This window comes from Mycobacterium sp., from assembly GCF_035640695.1.
Taxonomy (GTDB): Bacteria; Actinomycetota; Actinomycetes; order Mycobacteriales; family Mycobacteriaceae; genus Mycobacterium.
Map to the genome: position 1 here is coordinate 49,608 of NZ_DASQVQ010000038.1, position 14,799 is coordinate 64,406.

A 14,799-nucleotide genomic window follows, 5' to 3' on the forward strand; every position below is an offset into this window, starting at 1 on the left:
GGGTATTTTCCGTTCGGCGTGAGATGTTGGGCACCACTGCTTGATCGGAGGGAAGTCATGTCGGTATCCGTTGACCTCGCAAAGGCCCTCGACAAGGCGTACGAGGACAAGTCGCTCAAGGAGATCCTGGACGCGTCCCCGGCGGCGCTGGCCGGCGTCACCGACGACGACGCGAAGGCGCTGGAGAAGGCGTTCAACATCAAGACCGTTCGCCAACTGGGCGACAACAAGTACTATGCGGTCGCCGCCGCGATGGTGGCGCTCGAGAAAAGCGGCTAGGACCCGCCGCTCGTCGCGAGTCGCACTCACAGGTACTGCGCGAGCCAAATCGACAGCAGGCCAACGGCGGCGGCCGCCGCGACCGGGGATTCGACGAGACGATTCAACAGCTGACCGCGGATCTGGACGGCCAGCGTAGATAAAACAAACTGTGGAACTCCTGCGCGATTGAACGGTTTCGGCCATACGGGGCGTTGTCCCATGGAGGGCCCCGCACCGGTCCCCACCATCGTTGAAAGGAGACCCGATGCCGCAGCCGCAGTCTGATTACGCCCTTGTCGTCGACCCCCATCGAGAAATGACGGAGATGATTTTCGGCTTCTGTGTCAGCCAGATCGTCCGAACGGCCGCCGAACTGTCGCTGGCGGACCATCTGGCCGCCGGCCCGCTTAGCGCGCAGGAGATCGCCGAACGCGAGGGCACCGCGCCGGGTACCACCTTCCGGCTGATGCGCGCCTGCGCTGCCTTCGGATTGCTCACCACCGACGACGCCGGCCGGTTTCGAGGCACGGCACTGCTCGACACGTTGCGCACGGAAGCGCCCCGTTCTCTGCGTGCCTTGGCCATTGGGCTCAACAACAGGGCGTCCTGGCTGCCCTGGCTCAAATTAGGCGCGTCGGTGCGCACTGGCCACAGCCAGGCACACAACGCGCTCGGCATGGATTTCTTCGATTACCTGGAACACAACCCCGAGCTGGCGCAGGAATTCACTGCCGGCATGAGCAGCGGCACATCGGTGTGGGCGCCGGAACTCGCCGCCCTGATCGACACCACGAATGTGCGGTGCGCAGTGGACGTCGGTGGGGCCGGCGGTGCGCTGCTGGCGCTGCTGCAGAAGGCCGACCCGGGTCTGCATGGAATCGTGTTCGATCGGCCCAACATCGCCCGAGACGCTGAGCCGGACATCGCTCGAAACGGCTTCGCCGGACGCACCGAGGTCGTGGGTGGCGACTTCTTCGACTCGGTTCCATCCGGTGACCTGTATCTACTGAAGTTCATCCTGCACGACTGGGACGACGAGAGCTGCGTGAAGATTCTGCGCAGGTGCCGCGAGGCGATGGAACCGGGCGGCCGGATCGCGATCATCGAACTCGTTGTGGGCGATAACGGCGAGGACAGCCTGGCACCACTGATGGACCTCAACATGCTCGCAGTCGTCAACGGGCGCGAACGCTCGCTGCCGGAGTTCGACGCGCTGCTGCACAGGGCCGGGCTGCGCCGCACCGCGGTGCTGACGGCGGATTCTCCGCACAGCGTGATCGAGGCCGTCGCCGCGTAGGCCCCGCGGGGCGTCTCCGTCGGACCTAAGCGAGTCGAGCGCCTTGCCAGCTCGACAGGCATCCGCCGCGGGCCAACGCCAGCGTCACTCCGGCCGGCTCGGTCTCGGCTGCGGGGTAACGGAATTCGCCGACGTGCGCGGTCGGTGCCGCGATCTCGTCGTCGGTCAGCGACCCGGCGCCCAGCTCGACGCGGTGGCGCAGCAGTGGTGCCGGCCCAACGTCGGCGTGTAGCGAACTCGACCAGAACCCCTCGCGCTCGCCGCTTCTGCCGATCTGCGCGCGCTCACGGATCCGCACAACCGCGGCCTCGGTCAGCTGCAGCCGGGTGTCGCTGTGGTGGCGTGCGGAGGCGGCCACCACGGTGGGCTCCGGGTCGAGGTCGAGATCACCGGCGACCTCGAGCAGCCAGCACGTGCGCGACCGCGCGCTGGCGGCGCCGGGCAGAGCCAGGCTCGCCGCGACGCTGCGCAACCGAAGCCGCGCGCCGGCCTCGACGATCACCCGCATCCGGATCGTGTCGCCGCCTAACGGGCCGGCGGCCGCCGACACCAGGTGAACGGTGTCGGGCCCGGTGCGGCGTGCCTGCACCGCCCCCCGGCACTCGATGCACGCGGGCCTGCCCGGGTGCGCCGCGATGAGCACGTCCGAATGCATCACACCGTCCGCGCGATGCGCAGCTGCTCGCGCACCCACGCCAGCACCGGCCCGGCCGACGGATCCGCGGTCAGGGAAATCATCGCGGTGGGCCGGTCTCGCCGTACGGCCGCGGCGTCGCGGCGCATCACCTCCAGGTCGGCACCGACCGACGCGGCCAAATCGGTCTTGTTGATCACCAGCAGGTCCGAGTAGGTGACCCCGGGACCGCCCTTCCGGGGCACCTTGTCGCCGCCGGCCACGTCGATCACGAATATCTGCACGTCGACGAGCCCGGAGGAAAACGTTGCGGTCAGGTTGTCGCCCCCGGATTCGACCAGGATCAGATCCAGCGTGTCGTTGCCGGCCATCAGGTCATCGATCGCGTCGAGGTTGGCGGTGATGTCGTCGCGGATCGCGGTGTGTGGGCAACCCCCGGTCTGCACCGCGGCGATGCGGCGATCGGGCAGCACCGCATGGCGGCGCAGAAAGTCGGCGTCTTCGGTGGTGTAGATGTCGTTGGTCAGTACCGCCAGCGACAGTTCGCTGCGCAACGCTCGGCACAGCGCGGCCACCAACGCGGTCTTACCCGAGCCGACGGGTCCGCCGATGCCGATGCGCAGCGGCTCGTCGGGCCGGCGGGGGCGCTTCGGCCGGTCCACATGGACGTGTGGCTGGCCGTCGACGAAATGTGGTGGCATCGGGGGCCTTTCAGGAAACGAACAGCGGTCGGGATCGTTGGGCGTGCCGCTGCGCCAACTCGTCGAGCAGCGGGTCCGACAGGTCGCTCAGTGCGGCGCACGCGGCGGCGGCGGTCTGTTCGCACAACTGCGCCAGCTCGAAGCTCAGCGTCGCCACGTCGGCCGGGTCCAGCGCCAGCAGCCGCTGCCCGGCCGTGGCCGAGCCGGTCATCGTCGTGTACACCACCTGCAGTGCGGTGTTGCGCGGCGTGATCCCGGCGGCCGCGCCCACCGTCCCGGCGGCGACCGCCAGATGCGGGGCCGCACCGAGGGGCGCCCAGTCGAAATGCGGCCATACTCTCCGGGCCAGCCGCACCAGCCCGCGGCCCTGGGCACGCGACGCCTGCCGCGCGGCGGGAGCCGGTGTGCGGGCGTCGGTTTCGGCGTCGGCGGCGCGGATCGACAGGCGCCCGCGATGCACGGCCGCGGCCACCGACGCGGTCACCAAACCATGAGTGCGGATCCGGCGGCACAGAAACGCGCGCAGCGTCGCGACATCGGTGACCAGCCCGCCGGCGACCGCCTCCTCGACACCGCCGGAATGCACATGCGCGCCGGCCGGCAGCCGCGAGTCGGCCAGTGCCAGAAGTGTCGCCAGATCAGCCATCAGAACGTCGCCATCAGAACAGGAAATACCGTTGCGCCATCGGCAACTCGGTTGCCGGCTGCTCGTGGAAGACCTCGCCGTCGATGCGCACGGTGAACGTGTCGGGGTCGACCTGGATGCGCGGGCAGGCGTCGTTGAGCGGCATGTCGGCCTTGCCGATCCCGCGGACATCGCCGACCGGCACCAGGCGCCGGCGCACGGCGAGCCGCTCGGCCAGGCCCGCGTCAAGGGCCTGCTGCGAGACGAAGTGCACCGACGTTGCGGCCGCCGCCGGCGCCGCGGCCCCGAACATCGGCCGCGGCAACACGGGCTGCGGTGTCGGTATCGACGCGTTCGCGTCGCCCATCGCGGCCCAGGCGATCATGCCGCCCTTGATCACCGCGTCCGGGCGGACACCAAAAAACGCCGGCTCCCACAGCACCAGGTCGGCCAGCTTGCCGATCTCCACGGAGCCGATTTCGCGGTCGAGTCCATGGGCGATCGCCGGGCAGATCGTGTACTTGGCCACATAGCGGCGGGCCCGGTGATTGTCGGCGGCGCCGTCGCCGGGCAGGGCACCGCGGCGGCGTTTCATCACGTGCGCGGTCTGCCAGGTGCGCATCACCACCTCACCGATGCGGCCCATCGCCTGCGAGTCACTGCCGATCATCGAGATCGCGCCGAGGTCGTGCAGCAGGTCCTCGGCGGCGATCGTCGACGGACGGATCCGGCTCTCGGCGAACGCGAGATCCTCGGGCACGCCCGGGTTTAGGTGATGGCACACCATCAGCATGTCGAGGTGCTCATCAAGAGTGTTGACGGTGTGCGGGCGGGTCGGGTTGGTGGAGCTGGGCAACACGTGCGGCTCGGCGGCCACCGTGATGATGTCGGGTGCGTGGCCGCCGCCGGCGCCCTCGGTGTGATAGGCGTGGATGGTGCGCCCGGCGATCGCGCCGATGGTGTCCTCGACAAATCCCGCCTCGTTCAGCGTGTCGGAGTGCAGGGCCACCTGCACACCCGACGCGTCGGCCACCGTCAGGCACGCGTCGATCGCCGCCGGGGTCGAGCCCCAGTCCTCATGCACCTTGAAACCCGAAGCGCCGCCGCGCAACTGCTCCCACATGGACTCGGCGCTGACCGTGTTGCCCTTGCCCAGCAGCGCGATGTTCAGCGGCCAGCAATCCAACGCCTCCAGCATCCGGCCCAGATGCCATGCGCCGGGCGTGACCGTGGTGGCCTTGCTGCCCTCGGCCGGGCCGGTGCCACCGCCGATCACCGTCGTGACACCGCCGCCCAGCGCCTCGGTCATGATCTGCGGGCAGATGAAATGCACATGGCAGTCGATCGCGCCGGCGGTGAGGATGCGCCCATTGCCGGAGATGATCTCGGTGGACGGGCCGACGACCAACCGCGGATCCACGCCGTCCATGATGTCGGGGTTGCCGGCCTTGCCAATCCCCGCGATACGTCCGTCGCGAATACCGATGTCGGCCTTCACGATTCCCCAGTGGTCGAGGATCACCGCGCCGGTGATCACGGTGTCGGGTGCGCCCATGGCGCGGGTGGCGGTGCCCTGTCCCATCGACTCGCGGAGCACCTTGCCGCCGCCGAACACCGCCTCGTCACCCGCTCTTCCCGGTCCGCCGCTGCGGTCCTCGGTGATCTCGATCAGCACATCGGTGTCGGCCAACCGGATCCGGTCGCCGGTGGTGGGTCCGAACAACTCGGCGTAGCGCGCCCGTGACAGCGCGGTCATCGCGCGTCGAGCCTTCCCGGCGGGCTCAGGGTCAGTCCGGGCACCTCCCGGCGTCCGCCGAGTGGCACCAGCGAGACACGTTGGGCGATACCGGGTTCGAAGCGCACCGCGGTGCCGGCGGGAATGTCCAGCCGGTGCCCGTATGCGGTATCGCGGTCGAACGACAACGCCGCGTTGGCCTGCCGGAAATGCAGGTGGCTGCCGACCTGCACTGGGCGGTCACCGGTGTTGACGACCGTCACGGTCCGCCGCGGGGCACCGGCGTTGATGTCGACATCACCACTGCCGTAGCGGATTTCACCGGGAATCATGCGCGCGGCTAGGTGATCGGCTGGTGGACGGTGACGAGCTTGGTGCCGTCGGGAAAGGTCGCCTCCACCTGTACGTCATCGAGCATCTCCGGCACGCCGTCCATCACCTCGGCGCGGCCGAGCACCGCCCGGCCGCTGACCATCAGTTCAGCGACGGTGCGGCCGTCGCGGGCGCCCTCGAGCAGGTGGTCGGTGATCACCGCGACGGCCTCGGGGTGGTTCAACCGCAGTCCGCGCGCCTGGCGGCGCCGGGCCAGTTCGGCGGCATAGGAAATCATCAGCCGGTCCTGTTCGTGCGGTGTCAAGCGCATGGGGGCCGATCATGCCACGGTCAGCTGCGCTGGGCAGGACTGCTAAGAGGCCTTGGTCATCTGCGGCCTCACGGCCGGAATGCGGCTGTCACAACCTCGAAACAACCCGACCGTACCGTCGCGCAGAGTTCGCTGGAGGGACGAGCCATGACTGAGCAACTCAACAAGGAAGCGCTGCCCGACATCGGCGCCGACATCGACACACAGCTCGACACCATGACCGCCACCAGGGAGACCCTGGAGGACTACACGCTGCGGTTCGCGCCGCGCAGTTACCGACGATGGTCGACTGCCGTGGTGGGCATATCCGCGCTCGGCGGCATCGCTTACCTCGCCGACTTCGCGATCGGTGCAAACATCGGCATCTCCTACGGCACCACCAACGCCCTGTGGGGCATCCTCATTTTCTCGGTGGTGATCTTCGCCACGGGATTTCCGGTGGCCTACTACGGCGCCCGCTACAACATCGACCTGGACCTGATCACCCGCGGCAGCGGCTTCGGCTACTACGGGTCAGTGGTCACCAACGTCATCTTCGCGACGTTCACGTTCATCTTTTTTGCCCTCGAAGGCTCGATCATGGCTCAAGGGCTGAAGCTGGGCCTGGGCATCCCATTGTGGCTCGGCTACGCGGCATCGACGCTGATCATCTTTCCGCTGGTCGTCTACGGCATGAAGGTGCTCTCATCGCTGCAGGTCTGGACCACGCCGCTGTGGCTGCTGCTGATGGCTGCCCCGTTCGCGTACCTGGTGATCAGCCACCCGGATTCGGTCGGCCAGTTCTTCGCCTACCGCGGCCAGCACGACACCGCACCCAGTGCCGGGTCGGCATTGTTGGCCGCGGGCGTGTGCCTGTCGCTGATCGCCCAGATCGCCGAGCAGATCGACTACCTGCGCTTCATGCCACCGCGGACACCGGCCAATCGGCGCAGCTGGTGGACGTGGATGATTTTGGCCGGACCGGGATGGGTGTTCTTCGGCGCCGTCAAGCAAATCCTGGGTTTGTTCCTGGCGGTCTACCTCATCGTCAATGTCGCGGGGTCGGCCGGCATCGCCAACCAGCCGGTGCACCAGTTCCTCGAGATCTACCGCAACTTCATGCCGCATTGGCTTGCACTGACCGTCGCGGTGGTGCTGGTGGTGCTCAGCCAGATCAAAATCAACGTCACCAACGCCTACTCCGGCTCGCTCGCCTGGACGAACTCGTTCACCCGGGTGACCAAGCGCTACCCGGGCCGGCTCGTCTTCCTCGGCGTCAACCTGCTGATCGCGCTGATCCTGATGGAAGCCGACATGTTTGACTTCCTCAACGCCATCCTGGGCTTCTACGCCAACTGCGGAATGGCGTGGGTGGTGGCGGTGGCCTCGGACATCGTGTTCAACAAGTATCTGCTGGGGCTGTCGCCGAAGAAGCCCGAGTTCCGCCGGGGCATGCTGTATGCGGTCAACCCGGTCGGCTTCGGGGCGATGATTCTGGCAGCGGGGACGTCGATCGTTGCCTTCTTCGGCGGTCTCGGCGAGGGGCTGCGGCCGTACTCACCGCTGGTGGCGATCGGTATCGCGCTGGTCATGCCGCCGATCCTGGCGGTCGCTACGAGAGGCAAGTACTACTTGCGGCGCACCCACGACGGCATCGACATGCCGATGTACGACGATCTCGGCAACCCGTCCGGTGAGCATCTGAAATGCCATGTGTGCCATCATGGTTACGAACGGCCCGACATGCTCGCCTGCCAGACACACGACGCGTTCGTCTGCTCATTGTGTCTGAGCACCGACAAGGTCGCCGACCACGTGCTGCCCGCGCAGACTTAGAAGATTATCCGCACGATCGCCTCGGCGACCGCGGCCGGCTTGTCCGACCCGTCCAGCTCGACCGTGTGACGCACGATCAGGTTGACAACGCTGTCGTCGACCTTGTTGGCGTCGATGAGTTCGGAGCGCGCCCGGATGCGGGCGTCGACCGGCGCCGCGGCCACGAAGCGCACCTTGTTCAGCCCGTAATTGATGGCCATCTTCGCGTTCTCGACGCGCATGTTGTCCTTGGCAAGCGCGGGGATCAGCGACAGCGTCAAAAAGCCGTGCGCGATGGTTGTGCCATACGGGCTTTCGGTCTTGGCCCGCTCGGGATCGACATGGATCCACTGGTGATCCCCGGTCACGTCGGCGAATGCGTTGATGCGGTTCTGGTCGATCTGCAACCAGTCACCGACACCGAGCTCCTGGCCGACGTTCGCGACGGCGTCGTCGATGGACTTGATCACCTTCATGGGCGTTGCTCCTCCTGTGGTCTGTGTATTCAGACCTTAGCCAGTGCCGATTCCACGTCCGGTTCCACGTCCGGCAATCGCCCGGTCAGCCGTGGGCCTTCTTGGCGATGTGATCCCAGTCCTTCCAGGTTTGCAGCCGTTGCTGATAGATCGGGATGACGCGTTCGAGGGTATCGGCGCCGAAAAGCACACGCAGCGGCGGCTTTTCGGCATCGACAACATCCAGTAGCGCCTGGGCGGCCGCCTTGGGATCGCCGGACTGCAGGCCGGTGCGGCGCTGGGCGTTGGCCTGCCGCACGAAGTCGTACTCGGGCATCTCCGCCGACCGGCGCGCGGAGTCGCCGGCCCAGTCGGTGGCGAACGCGCCGGGTTCGACGAGCGTCACGTTGATGCCGAGCGGGCCGACCTCGGCCGACAACGACTCGCTCATGGCCTCCAGGGCCCACTTCGATGCGTGATACGCCGACAGGTACGCGAACGCCCCGATGCCGCCGATGCTGGACATCTGGATGATGTGCCCGGAGCCCTGTTCCCGCAGGAACGGCAGCGCGGCCTGGGTCACCCAGACCGCGCCGAACACGTTGGTCTCCAATTGGTCGCGCAGATCGGCTTCCGACAGTTCCTCGAACGCGCCGAAGTGGCCGTATCCGGCGTTGTTGACGACGATGTCCAGCCGGCCGAACCGATCGTGTGCGGCGCGGACGGCGGCGAAGTCGGCGGCCCGGTCATCGACGTCGAGTTGCAGCGCGAGGAAGCGGTCGCCGAACCGGTCTCTGATGTCGTCGAGGGTGGCGAGATTGCGGGCGGTGGCGGCTACCAGATCGCCGCGCTGCAGCGCCGCGATCGCGAACTCACGACCAAAGCCGCGAGAGGCGCCGGTGATGAACCAGACCTTGTTTTCCATCAGTCCAGAGTGCCTGGGATGGCTGAATTGCGCCTGTCAGCGGTCAGTTCGCCGTTGTTTCGCCGACACCTGCGTTGTGGCGGCGACACGCCGCGCGGGGCCGCAAAAAAGCAAGTCTGGGCGCATCTGGATCCAGCCCGGTCACCGCGCTCCAATTTCATCTAGCTAACTTCTATTGGAGTGACACATCGGGCCCGTCCCGGGGTTCGCACCGCCGAGCCCGACCCTGGTGGCGCCGGGGATCTGGGTTAATTCAATTAATCAACTCGGCGCCCGAATCAGCGGCCGCGAGCTACTCTGATATTCATACCGAGAGTGTCTCTTTTGGGGGTGAACATGAGCGACACTGCGAGGGGGTTGCAGTCGACCCAGCCCCACACTGCGTCGGCTCTGCTGCGCACGCTACACGCGAGCGAGGCGTCGGTGATGACGCAGCGGGTCGTGCTCCGTGAATGGCTGGTCAAGCACACGCCCGACAAGGGGCTGCGGGTCAGCCTGCGGCAAAACGGATACGGACTTCTGCTCGATGACATCTTTGGCCGTATAGCGCGTCACTCCAAGGGCCACGGATAGCCGGTCCGGGCGGGTTGGCAGTCAGGTACCCGTCCATCGGGGTGCGCGCTTCTCGGCGAACGCGATCGCGCCCTCCTTGGCGTCGTTCGACATGAACACCGGCCCCAGAATCTCCATCTGCTTGCGGAACATCTCGTCGGGATGCCAGCCCTGCGACTCGGTGATGATCCGCTTGGTGGCCGCGACGGCCAGCGGGCCGTTGGCGGTGATCTTCTCGGCCAGCTCCAGCGCCGCATCAAGCGCCTTGCCGGGTTCGGCCAACACGTTGACCAGGCCAAGTTCGTGGGCGCGCTGCGCGGGCACGTGCTCGCCGGTCAGCGCCAACTCCATCGCGATCTGATACGGGATCCGCCGAGGCAGCCGCAGCAGCCCGCCGCCACCGGCGACAAGTCCGCGCTTGACCTCCGGAATGCCGAAGGCCGACTCCGTCGACGCGACGATCAGATCGGTGGCCAGCGCGAGCTCGCAGCCGCCCGCCAGGGCGTAGCCCTCAACGGCGGCGATCAGCGGCTTGGCCGGTGGTCTTTCCGTGAAGCCCATGCCGCGGCCTTCGACCACGACGTTCTCGCCGCGGGCGAACGCCTTGAGGTCCATGCCGGCGCTGAACGATCCGCCCGCACCGGTGAGCACCCCGACCGACAGCCCGCCGTCGTCGTCGAGCCGGTCCATCGCATCGGCCAGGCCGCGGCTCACCGCGGCGTTGACGGCGTTCTTCGCCTCGGGACGGTTGATCGTGATCAGCAGGATCCGGTCCCGTTGTTCGGTAAGGACGACCGGCGCGTCAGATGGTTGGCTCACGGGTACATGAAACTACCGGACGACCGCAAAGTCGCGGTCGGTACCATCGGCCAGACGCCGATGCGGCCCTCCAACAGGGGAGAAACGTGAGCGACACCGATACCGATCACCCGGAAATCGGCAAGTGGGACCCAGGCCTTACCGAGCGCGTGATCGGCATTCTCCGGCCGTTCGTCAAGCGGTATTTCCGGTCGGAAGTGCACGGGCTGAAGAACATTCCCCGCGCCGGCGGAGCGCTGGTGGTGTCCAACCACTCCGGTGGCCTGTTCCCGATGGACGTCCCGATCTTCGCCGTCGACTTCTACCAGGAGTTCGGCTACGACCGGCCGATCTACACACTCAGCCACGACCTGATCTTCACCGGGCCGACGGGGGACTTCTTCGTGCGCCTCGGCTTCATCAGGGCCAACCCGCAGAACGCCGCCGAATCGCTGCGCGGCGGCGGGCTCGTGGTGGTGTTTCCCGGCGGCGACTACGACGTCTATCGGCCGACGGTGTGGGAGAACGTGGTCGACTTCGGTGGCCGCACCGGCTACGTCCGCTCGGCGATCGAGGCAGAGGTACCGATCGTGCCGATGGTGTCGATCGGCGGGCAGGAGACCCAGCTGTACCTGACCCGCGGCACGTGGCTGGCCCAGCGGCTGGGCCCCATTGCGCGCGCGGCGCGCACCAAGATCCTGCCGATCTCATTCGGGTTCCCGTTCGGCCTTAGCGTGGTCATTCCGCCCAACCTGCCGCTGCCCGCCAAGATCGTCACCGAGGTGCTCGAGCCGATCGACATCATCGCCCAGTTCGGCGAGAACCCCGACATCGCAGCGGTGGACGCCCACGTGCGCGAGGTGATGCAGAGGGCACTTGACCGGCTAGCCCGCAAGCGCCGGCTGCCGATCCTCGGTTGACGGATGGCGATCCAGGATCGGTTCAGCCAGGCCGGCGGACTGCTCGCAACGATGCGCCGCGCGGGGCTGATCGCGCCGATGCGGCCGGACAAGTACCTGCGGATCGCAGCGGCGATGCGGCGCGAAAACATGTCGGCGACATCGGGATTTGCCGCGGCGGCACAGCGCTGTCCGGACCGGCCCGGCTTCGTCGACGAGCGCGGCACCCTGACGTGGCGTCAGCTCGACGCGCGGTCCGACGCGTTCGCCGCCGCGTTGCAGGCGCTGCCGGGCGGCGGTAGGACAACCATCGGGATCATGTGCCGCAACCACCGCGGCTTCGTCGAGGCGCTGATCGCCGCCAACCGGATCGGCGCCGACGTGCTGCTACTGAACACCTCGTTCGCCGGCCCGGCGCTGGCCGAGGTGATCCGGAGCGAGGGTGCCGACACGGTCATCTACGACGAGGAGTTCACGGAGACGGTGGGCCGCGCACTGGCGGATCAACCCGACACCACGCGGATCGTCGCATGGGCTGAGAACCCGGCGGCCCACGACCTGACCGTCGAGAAACTGATCGAGGCGCACGCCGGCCAACGTCCCAAGCGGACCGGCCAACGGGGCAGAATGATTCTGCTCACGTCCGGCACGACCGGAAAACCCAAGGGCGCCAAGATGGGCAGCGCAGGGGCGGGGGCGCTCAAGGCGATCCTCGACCTCACCCCGTGGCGGGCCGAGGAATACACCGTGATCGCGGCGCCGATGTTCCACGCGTGGGGCTTTTCGCAGCTCGTGTTCGCCGCAACGATGGCATGCACGATCGTGACCCGCCGCAAGTTCGACCCCGAGGCCACGCTGGAACTGATCGACCGGTACCGAGCCACCGGCCTGTGCGTCGTGCCGGTGATGTTCGATCGCATCATCGATCTTCCCGAGGAGGTCCGAAAGCGCTACAGCGGCAGATCATTACGGTTTGCCGCCGCCTCCGGATCCCGGATGCGGCCCGACGTCGTCACCGCATTCATGGACGAGTTCGGCGACGTGATCTGCAACTACTACAACGCCACCGAGGCCGGCTTGATCGCCTGTGCCACGCCCGCGGATCTGCGCGCCGCCCCCAATACTGCGGGCAAGCCAGCGCCGGGAACCGAAATCCGCGTTCTAAACAAGGATTTCAAGGAAGTGCCGGCGGGGCAGACGGGCCAGATCTTCGTGCGCAACGACACTCAATTCGGCGGCTACACGTCGGGTGCGACCAAGGACTTTCATGATGGCTTCATGGCCTCGGGCGATTTGGGCTACCTCGACGAGGCCGGTCGGTTGTTCGTGGTGGGCCGCGACGACGAGATGATCGTGTCGGGCGGCGAGAACGTCTACCCGATCGAGGTGGAGAACGCCTTGGTGGCGCACCCCGAAGTCGCCGAGGCCTCGGTGCTCGGCGTCGACGACGAACAGTACGGTCAGCGGCTGACCGCGTTCGTCGTCCTCGAACCGGGCGGCGCCGCAACACCGGACGACCTCAAGAACCACGTGCGCGATCACCTCGCCAATTACAAGGTGCCGCGCGAGATTACGGTGCTCGACGAGCTGCCGCGAAGCGTTACCGGCAAGATCCTCCGCAACGAGTTACGGGCACGTGTGCACGCATCGGCCGGCGATGAGAAGTAGCGGCGGGGTGGGGCGGCGGGCGCTGCCGGGGCGGCGGGCGCTGTCGGGGCGGCGGCGTCCGCTGTTGCGGGCGGTGGTGGAATTCATCAATGCGCTCAACGGCTTTCGGCCGTTGGGGCGCAACGGCTACATCACGATCGCCGTGTTCTGGTTCGGGTGGCCGGTCTCGGAGGTCCCGTCGCTGTACCTGACCGCCTCGGTGCTGGACGCGCTGCGACGCGGGCGCCGCGGCGACTTCAGCGGCCGGCGCGGCAGGGCGGCGCTCGCGTTGACGGCCGCCAGCTGGGCGATCCTCGCGGTGCTGCATCGCCGCAACGTGACCTCCGGTGCGCCGCTGCGGGAAGCGCTGCGCGAAGAACTCGGCCCCGACTACATCGACGCGCTCAAGATGTTGCCGGCGACGCCGTCGCCGACCGGGCGGCCGAGCGCATGGCGAACTACGGTCGCGCGCCGGCGGTACGTCGACAAGCAGAGCACCGTGTGTTACGGACCGTACGGGCGAGCGAATCTGGCCGACGTGTGGCGCCGCCGGGATCTGCCCCGCGACGGGAAAGCACCGGTGCTGGTTCAGGTCCCAGGCGGCGCGTGGGCAATCGGCATGCGCCGTCCGCAGGCCTATCCGCTGATGGGTCACCTCGCCGACCGTGGCTGGATCTGCGTGTCGCTGGCCTACCGGGTCAGCCCCAGACACACCTGGCCCGACCACATCGTCGACGTCAAGCGGGCGCTGGCATGGGTGAAGGACAACATCGCGTCGTTCGGCGGTGACCCGGAATTCGTCGCGATCACCGGCGGATCGGCGGGCGGACATCTCGCGTCGCTGGCCGCACTGACGCCCAACGAGCCACAGTTCCAGCCGGGATTCGAAGAGGCCGACACGTCGGTGGTGGCGGCGGTGCCGCTGTACGGGCGCTACGACTGGTTCAGTACCGCAGGCAACGGCCGTCGGCAGTTCATGCTGTTGCTGGAACGGATCGTGGTGAAGAAGCAGCTCTTCGAGAACGAACAACTATTCATCGATGCGTCACCGTTGCGGTGGATGACACGAGATGCGGTGCCGTTTTTCGTGGTTCACGGCACCGACGACTCCCTCATCCCGGTCCAGGAGGCGCGTTCGTTCGCCGCCGCGATGCGCAAGGTGTCGAAATCGCCCGTGGCGTATGCCGAATTGCCGCACACGCAGCACGCATTCGACATTTTCGGCTCACCTCGAGCGCACTACACCGCCGACGCGGTGGGCCAGTTCCTGTCCTGGGTGTACGCGACGACCCGGCCCAAGAACCACTAATTGGCATTGGCGGTCTTGAAAGGTTTTTATCCACAACGGCTTTGCATTGTGGATAACGACATGGGCGTGACGGTGTCTATCGATAGCGTCGAGGCATGCGTTCGAATGAGGTGCCGGATCGGGATGGCGTGGCCGCTGTCTTGGATCGGTATCGCGCGGCTTCACAGGAGCTGGCCGCGCTGGACGTCGATGCATTGACCACCCCGGAGTTGTTTTCGGTGTTGGAGGGGGCCGAGACCGGTCGGCGGATGCTGCCGGTGATCGAGCATCGGGCCATCAATCTGGTCGATGAGCGCGCGACACCGGTCGAGCTTGGCGGGTCGCTGCCCAATGCGCTGGCCGATCGGCTGCGCATCACCCCGGCCGAGGCCCGCCGGCGGGTGCGCGATGCCGAGCAGCTGGGCCCGCGCACCTCGTTGACCGGTGAGCCGTTGGGGCCGTGGTGGCCGGCCACCGCGGCGGCCCAGCGGGCCGGACAGATCAATAACGCCCATGTGGGCGAGATTCGCCGGTTCTTCAAGCAG

17 protein-coding genes are annotated in these 14,799 nt (G+C 67.3%); 8 read left to right on the top strand and 9 right to left on the bottom strand.

Annotated features, from left to right (window positions below):
* Positions 1–57 precede the first annotated feature (57 nt).
* Together VE759_RS04575 and VE759_RS04580 are read left to right on the top strand one after the other, a co-directional pair.
* Positions 58–279, top strand: a complete 222-nt coding sequence (locus tag VE759_RS04575; RefSeq protein ID WP_324928634.1) for a hypothetical protein — start codon at positions 58–60, stop codon at positions 277–279.
* A gap of 247 nt (positions 280–526) precedes the next feature.
* Positions 527–1,558: a methyltransferase gene (locus VE759_RS04580; RefSeq protein ID WP_324928636.1), complete on the top strand. Its 1,032-nt coding sequence runs from the start codon at positions 527–529 to the stop codon at positions 1,556–1,558.
* A gap of 25 nt (positions 1,559–1,583) precedes the next feature.
* Here the strand turns inward: VE759_RS04580 and VE759_RS04585 are convergent, their stop codons facing one another.
* From VE759_RS04585 to VE759_RS04610, 6 genes are read right to left on the bottom strand one after another with little or no spacing between them, the layout of a single operon-like run.
* Entirely contained in the window at positions 1,584–2,213 is a 630-nt protein-coding gene (locus VE759_RS04585) for an urease accessory protein UreD (RefSeq protein ID WP_324928638.1), read from the bottom strand.
* On the bottom strand, positions 2,213–2,893 hold the full coding sequence (ureG, locus tag VE759_RS04590; RefSeq protein ID WP_324928640.1) for an urease accessory protein UreG: 681 nt from the start codon (positions 2,891–2,893) through the stop codon (positions 2,213–2,215). Before ureG ends, VE759_RS04585 begins: the two co-directional genes overlap by 1 nt.
* 10 nt (positions 2,894–2,903) lie before the next feature.
* Positions 2,904–3,539 (bottom strand): urease accessory protein UreF, encoded by a 636-nt coding sequence (locus VE759_RS04595; RefSeq protein WP_324928642.1) that lies wholly within the window; start codon positions 3,537–3,539, stop codon positions 2,904–2,906.
* Positions 3,540–3,552: 13 nt separating this feature from the next.
* A complete protein-coding gene (locus VE759_RS04600; RefSeq protein WP_324928644.1) occupies positions 3,553–5,274 on the bottom strand; it encodes an urease subunit alpha in 1,722 nt (573 codons plus the stop codon).
* Positions 5,271–5,585, bottom strand: a complete 315-nt coding sequence (locus VE759_RS04605; protein ID WP_324928646.1) for an urease subunit beta — start codon at positions 5,583–5,585, stop codon at positions 5,271–5,273. The genes VE759_RS04600 and VE759_RS04605 overlap by 4 nt, the downstream gene beginning before the upstream one ends.
* A gap of 8 nt (positions 5,586–5,593) precedes the next feature.
* Complete coding sequence (locus VE759_RS04610; RefSeq protein ID WP_324928648.1) at positions 5,594–5,896, bottom strand: urease subunit gamma; 303 nt, start codon at positions 5,894–5,896, stop codon at positions 5,594–5,596.
* 216 nt (positions 5,897–6,112) lie between these two features.
* Between VE759_RS04610 and VE759_RS04615 the strand changes: the two genes are divergently transcribed.
* Entirely contained in the window at positions 6,113–7,711 is a 1,599-nt protein-coding gene (locus VE759_RS04615; RefSeq protein WP_324928678.1) for a hypothetical protein, read from the top strand.
* Here the strand turns inward: VE759_RS04615 and VE759_RS04620 are convergent.
* Both VE759_RS04620 and VE759_RS04625 read right to left on the bottom strand, forming a co-directional pair.
* Complete coding sequence (locus VE759_RS04620; protein WP_324928650.1) at positions 7,708–8,166, bottom strand: MaoC family dehydratase; 459 nt, start codon at positions 8,164–8,166, stop codon at positions 7,708–7,710. The genes VE759_RS04615 and VE759_RS04620 overlap by 4 nt on opposite strands.
* Before the next feature lie 85 nt (positions 8,167–8,251).
* Positions 8,252–9,070: an SDR family NAD(P)-dependent oxidoreductase gene (locus VE759_RS04625; protein WP_324928652.1), complete on the bottom strand. Its 819-nt coding sequence runs from the start codon at positions 9,068–9,070 to the stop codon at positions 8,252–8,254.
* Positions 9,071–9,406: 336 nt separating this feature from the next.
* On the opposite strand from VE759_RS04625, the gene VE759_RS04630 reads away from it, so the two are divergent.
* Positions 9,407–9,643, top strand: a complete 237-nt coding sequence (locus tag VE759_RS04630) for a hypothetical protein (protein ID WP_324928654.1) — start codon at positions 9,407–9,409, stop codon at positions 9,641–9,643.
* Positions 9,644–9,664: 21 nt separating this feature from the next.
* On the opposite strand, the gene VE759_RS04635 is transcribed toward VE759_RS04630, so the two are convergent.
* Positions 9,665–10,441: a crotonase/enoyl-CoA hydratase family protein gene (locus tag VE759_RS04635; protein ID WP_324928656.1), complete on the bottom strand. Its 777-nt coding sequence runs from the start codon at positions 10,439–10,441 to the stop codon at positions 9,665–9,667.
* An 86-nt stretch (positions 10,442–10,527) separates the two neighbouring features.
* Here VE759_RS04635 and VE759_RS04640 point away from each other — a divergent pair, with 86 nt between their 5' ends.
* From VE759_RS04640 to VE759_RS04655, 4 genes are all read left to right on the top strand, one after another.
* The gene (locus tag VE759_RS04640; protein ID WP_324928658.1) at positions 10,528–11,340 is read left to right on the top strand and encodes a lysophospholipid acyltransferase family protein; all 813 of its coding nucleotides are present in this window, start codon (positions 10,528–10,530) and stop codon (positions 11,338–11,340) included.
* Between the two features lie 3 nt (positions 11,341–11,343).
* Positions 11,344–12,987, top strand: coding sequence for an acyl-CoA ligase FadD12 (fadD12, locus tag VE759_RS04645; RefSeq protein WP_324928660.1), 1,644 nt, complete (start codon positions 11,344–11,346; stop codon positions 12,985–12,987).
* Positions 12,977–14,275, top strand: coding sequence for an alpha/beta hydrolase (locus VE759_RS04650; RefSeq protein ID WP_324928662.1), 1,299 nt, complete (start codon positions 12,977–12,979; stop codon positions 14,273–14,275). The genes fadD12 and VE759_RS04650 overlap by 11 nt, the downstream gene beginning before the upstream one ends.
* A gap of 95 nt (positions 14,276–14,370) precedes the next feature.
* Positions 14,371–14,799, top strand: a 429-nt coding sequence (locus VE759_RS04655) for a DUF222 domain-containing protein (protein ID WP_324928664.1), incomplete at its 3' end; no start/stop codon positions are given.

What these genes read in the sequence shown, in the direction of transcription:
- VE759_RS04625 (WP_324928652.1), bottom strand. Translation starts at nt 9,070, where the DNA reads ATGGAAAACAAGGTCTGGTTCATCACCGGCGCCTCTCGCGGCTTTGGT.
- fadD12 (WP_324928660.1), top strand. Translation starts at nt 11,344, where the DNA reads ATGGCGATCCAGGATCGGTTCAGCCAGGCCGGCGGACTGCTCGCAACG.
- ureG (WP_324928640.1), bottom strand. Translation starts at nt 2,893, where the DNA reads ATGCCACCACATTTCGTCGACGGCCAGCCACACGTCCATGTGGACCGG.
- VE759_RS04595 (WP_324928642.1), bottom strand. Translation starts at nt 3,539, where the DNA reads ATGGCTGATCTGGCGACACTTCTGGCACTGGCCGACTCGCGGCTGCCG.
- VE759_RS04580 (WP_324928636.1), top strand. Translation starts at nt 527, where the DNA reads ATGCCGCAGCCGCAGTCTGATTACGCCCTTGTCGTCGACCCCCATCGA.
- VE759_RS04610 (WP_324928648.1), bottom strand. Translation starts at nt 5,896, where the DNA reads ATGCGCTTGACACCGCACGAACAGGACCGGCTGATGATTTCCTATGCC.
- VE759_RS04620 (WP_324928650.1), bottom strand. Translation starts at nt 8,166, where the DNA reads ATGAAGGTGATCAAGTCCATCGACGACGCCGTCGCGAACGTCGGCCAG.
- VE759_RS04600 (WP_324928644.1), bottom strand. Translation starts at nt 5,274, where the DNA reads ATGACCGCGCTGTCACGGGCGCGCTACGCCGAGTTGTTCGGACCCACC.
- VE759_RS04605 (WP_324928646.1), bottom strand. Translation starts at nt 5,585, where the DNA reads ATGATTCCCGGTGAAATCCGCTACGGCAGTGGTGATGTCGACATCAAC.
- VE759_RS04615 (WP_324928678.1), top strand. Translation starts at nt 6,113, where the DNA reads ATGACCGCCACCAGGGAGACCCTGGAGGACTACACGCTGCGGTTCGCG.
- VE759_RS04575 (WP_324928634.1), top strand. Translation starts at nt 58, where the DNA reads ATGTCGGTATCCGTTGACCTCGCAAAGGCCCTCGACAAGGCGTACGAG.
- VE759_RS04585 (WP_324928638.1), bottom strand. Translation starts at nt 2,213, where the DNA reads ATGCATTCGGACGTGCTCATCGCGGCGCACCCGGGCAGGCCCGCGTGC.
- VE759_RS04650 (WP_324928662.1), top strand. Translation starts at nt 12,977, where the DNA reads ATGAGAAGTAGCGGCGGGGTGGGGCGGCGGGCGCTGCCGGGGCGGCGG.
- VE759_RS04630 (WP_324928654.1), top strand. Translation starts at nt 9,407, where the DNA reads ATGAGCGACACTGCGAGGGGGTTGCAGTCGACCCAGCCCCACACTGCG.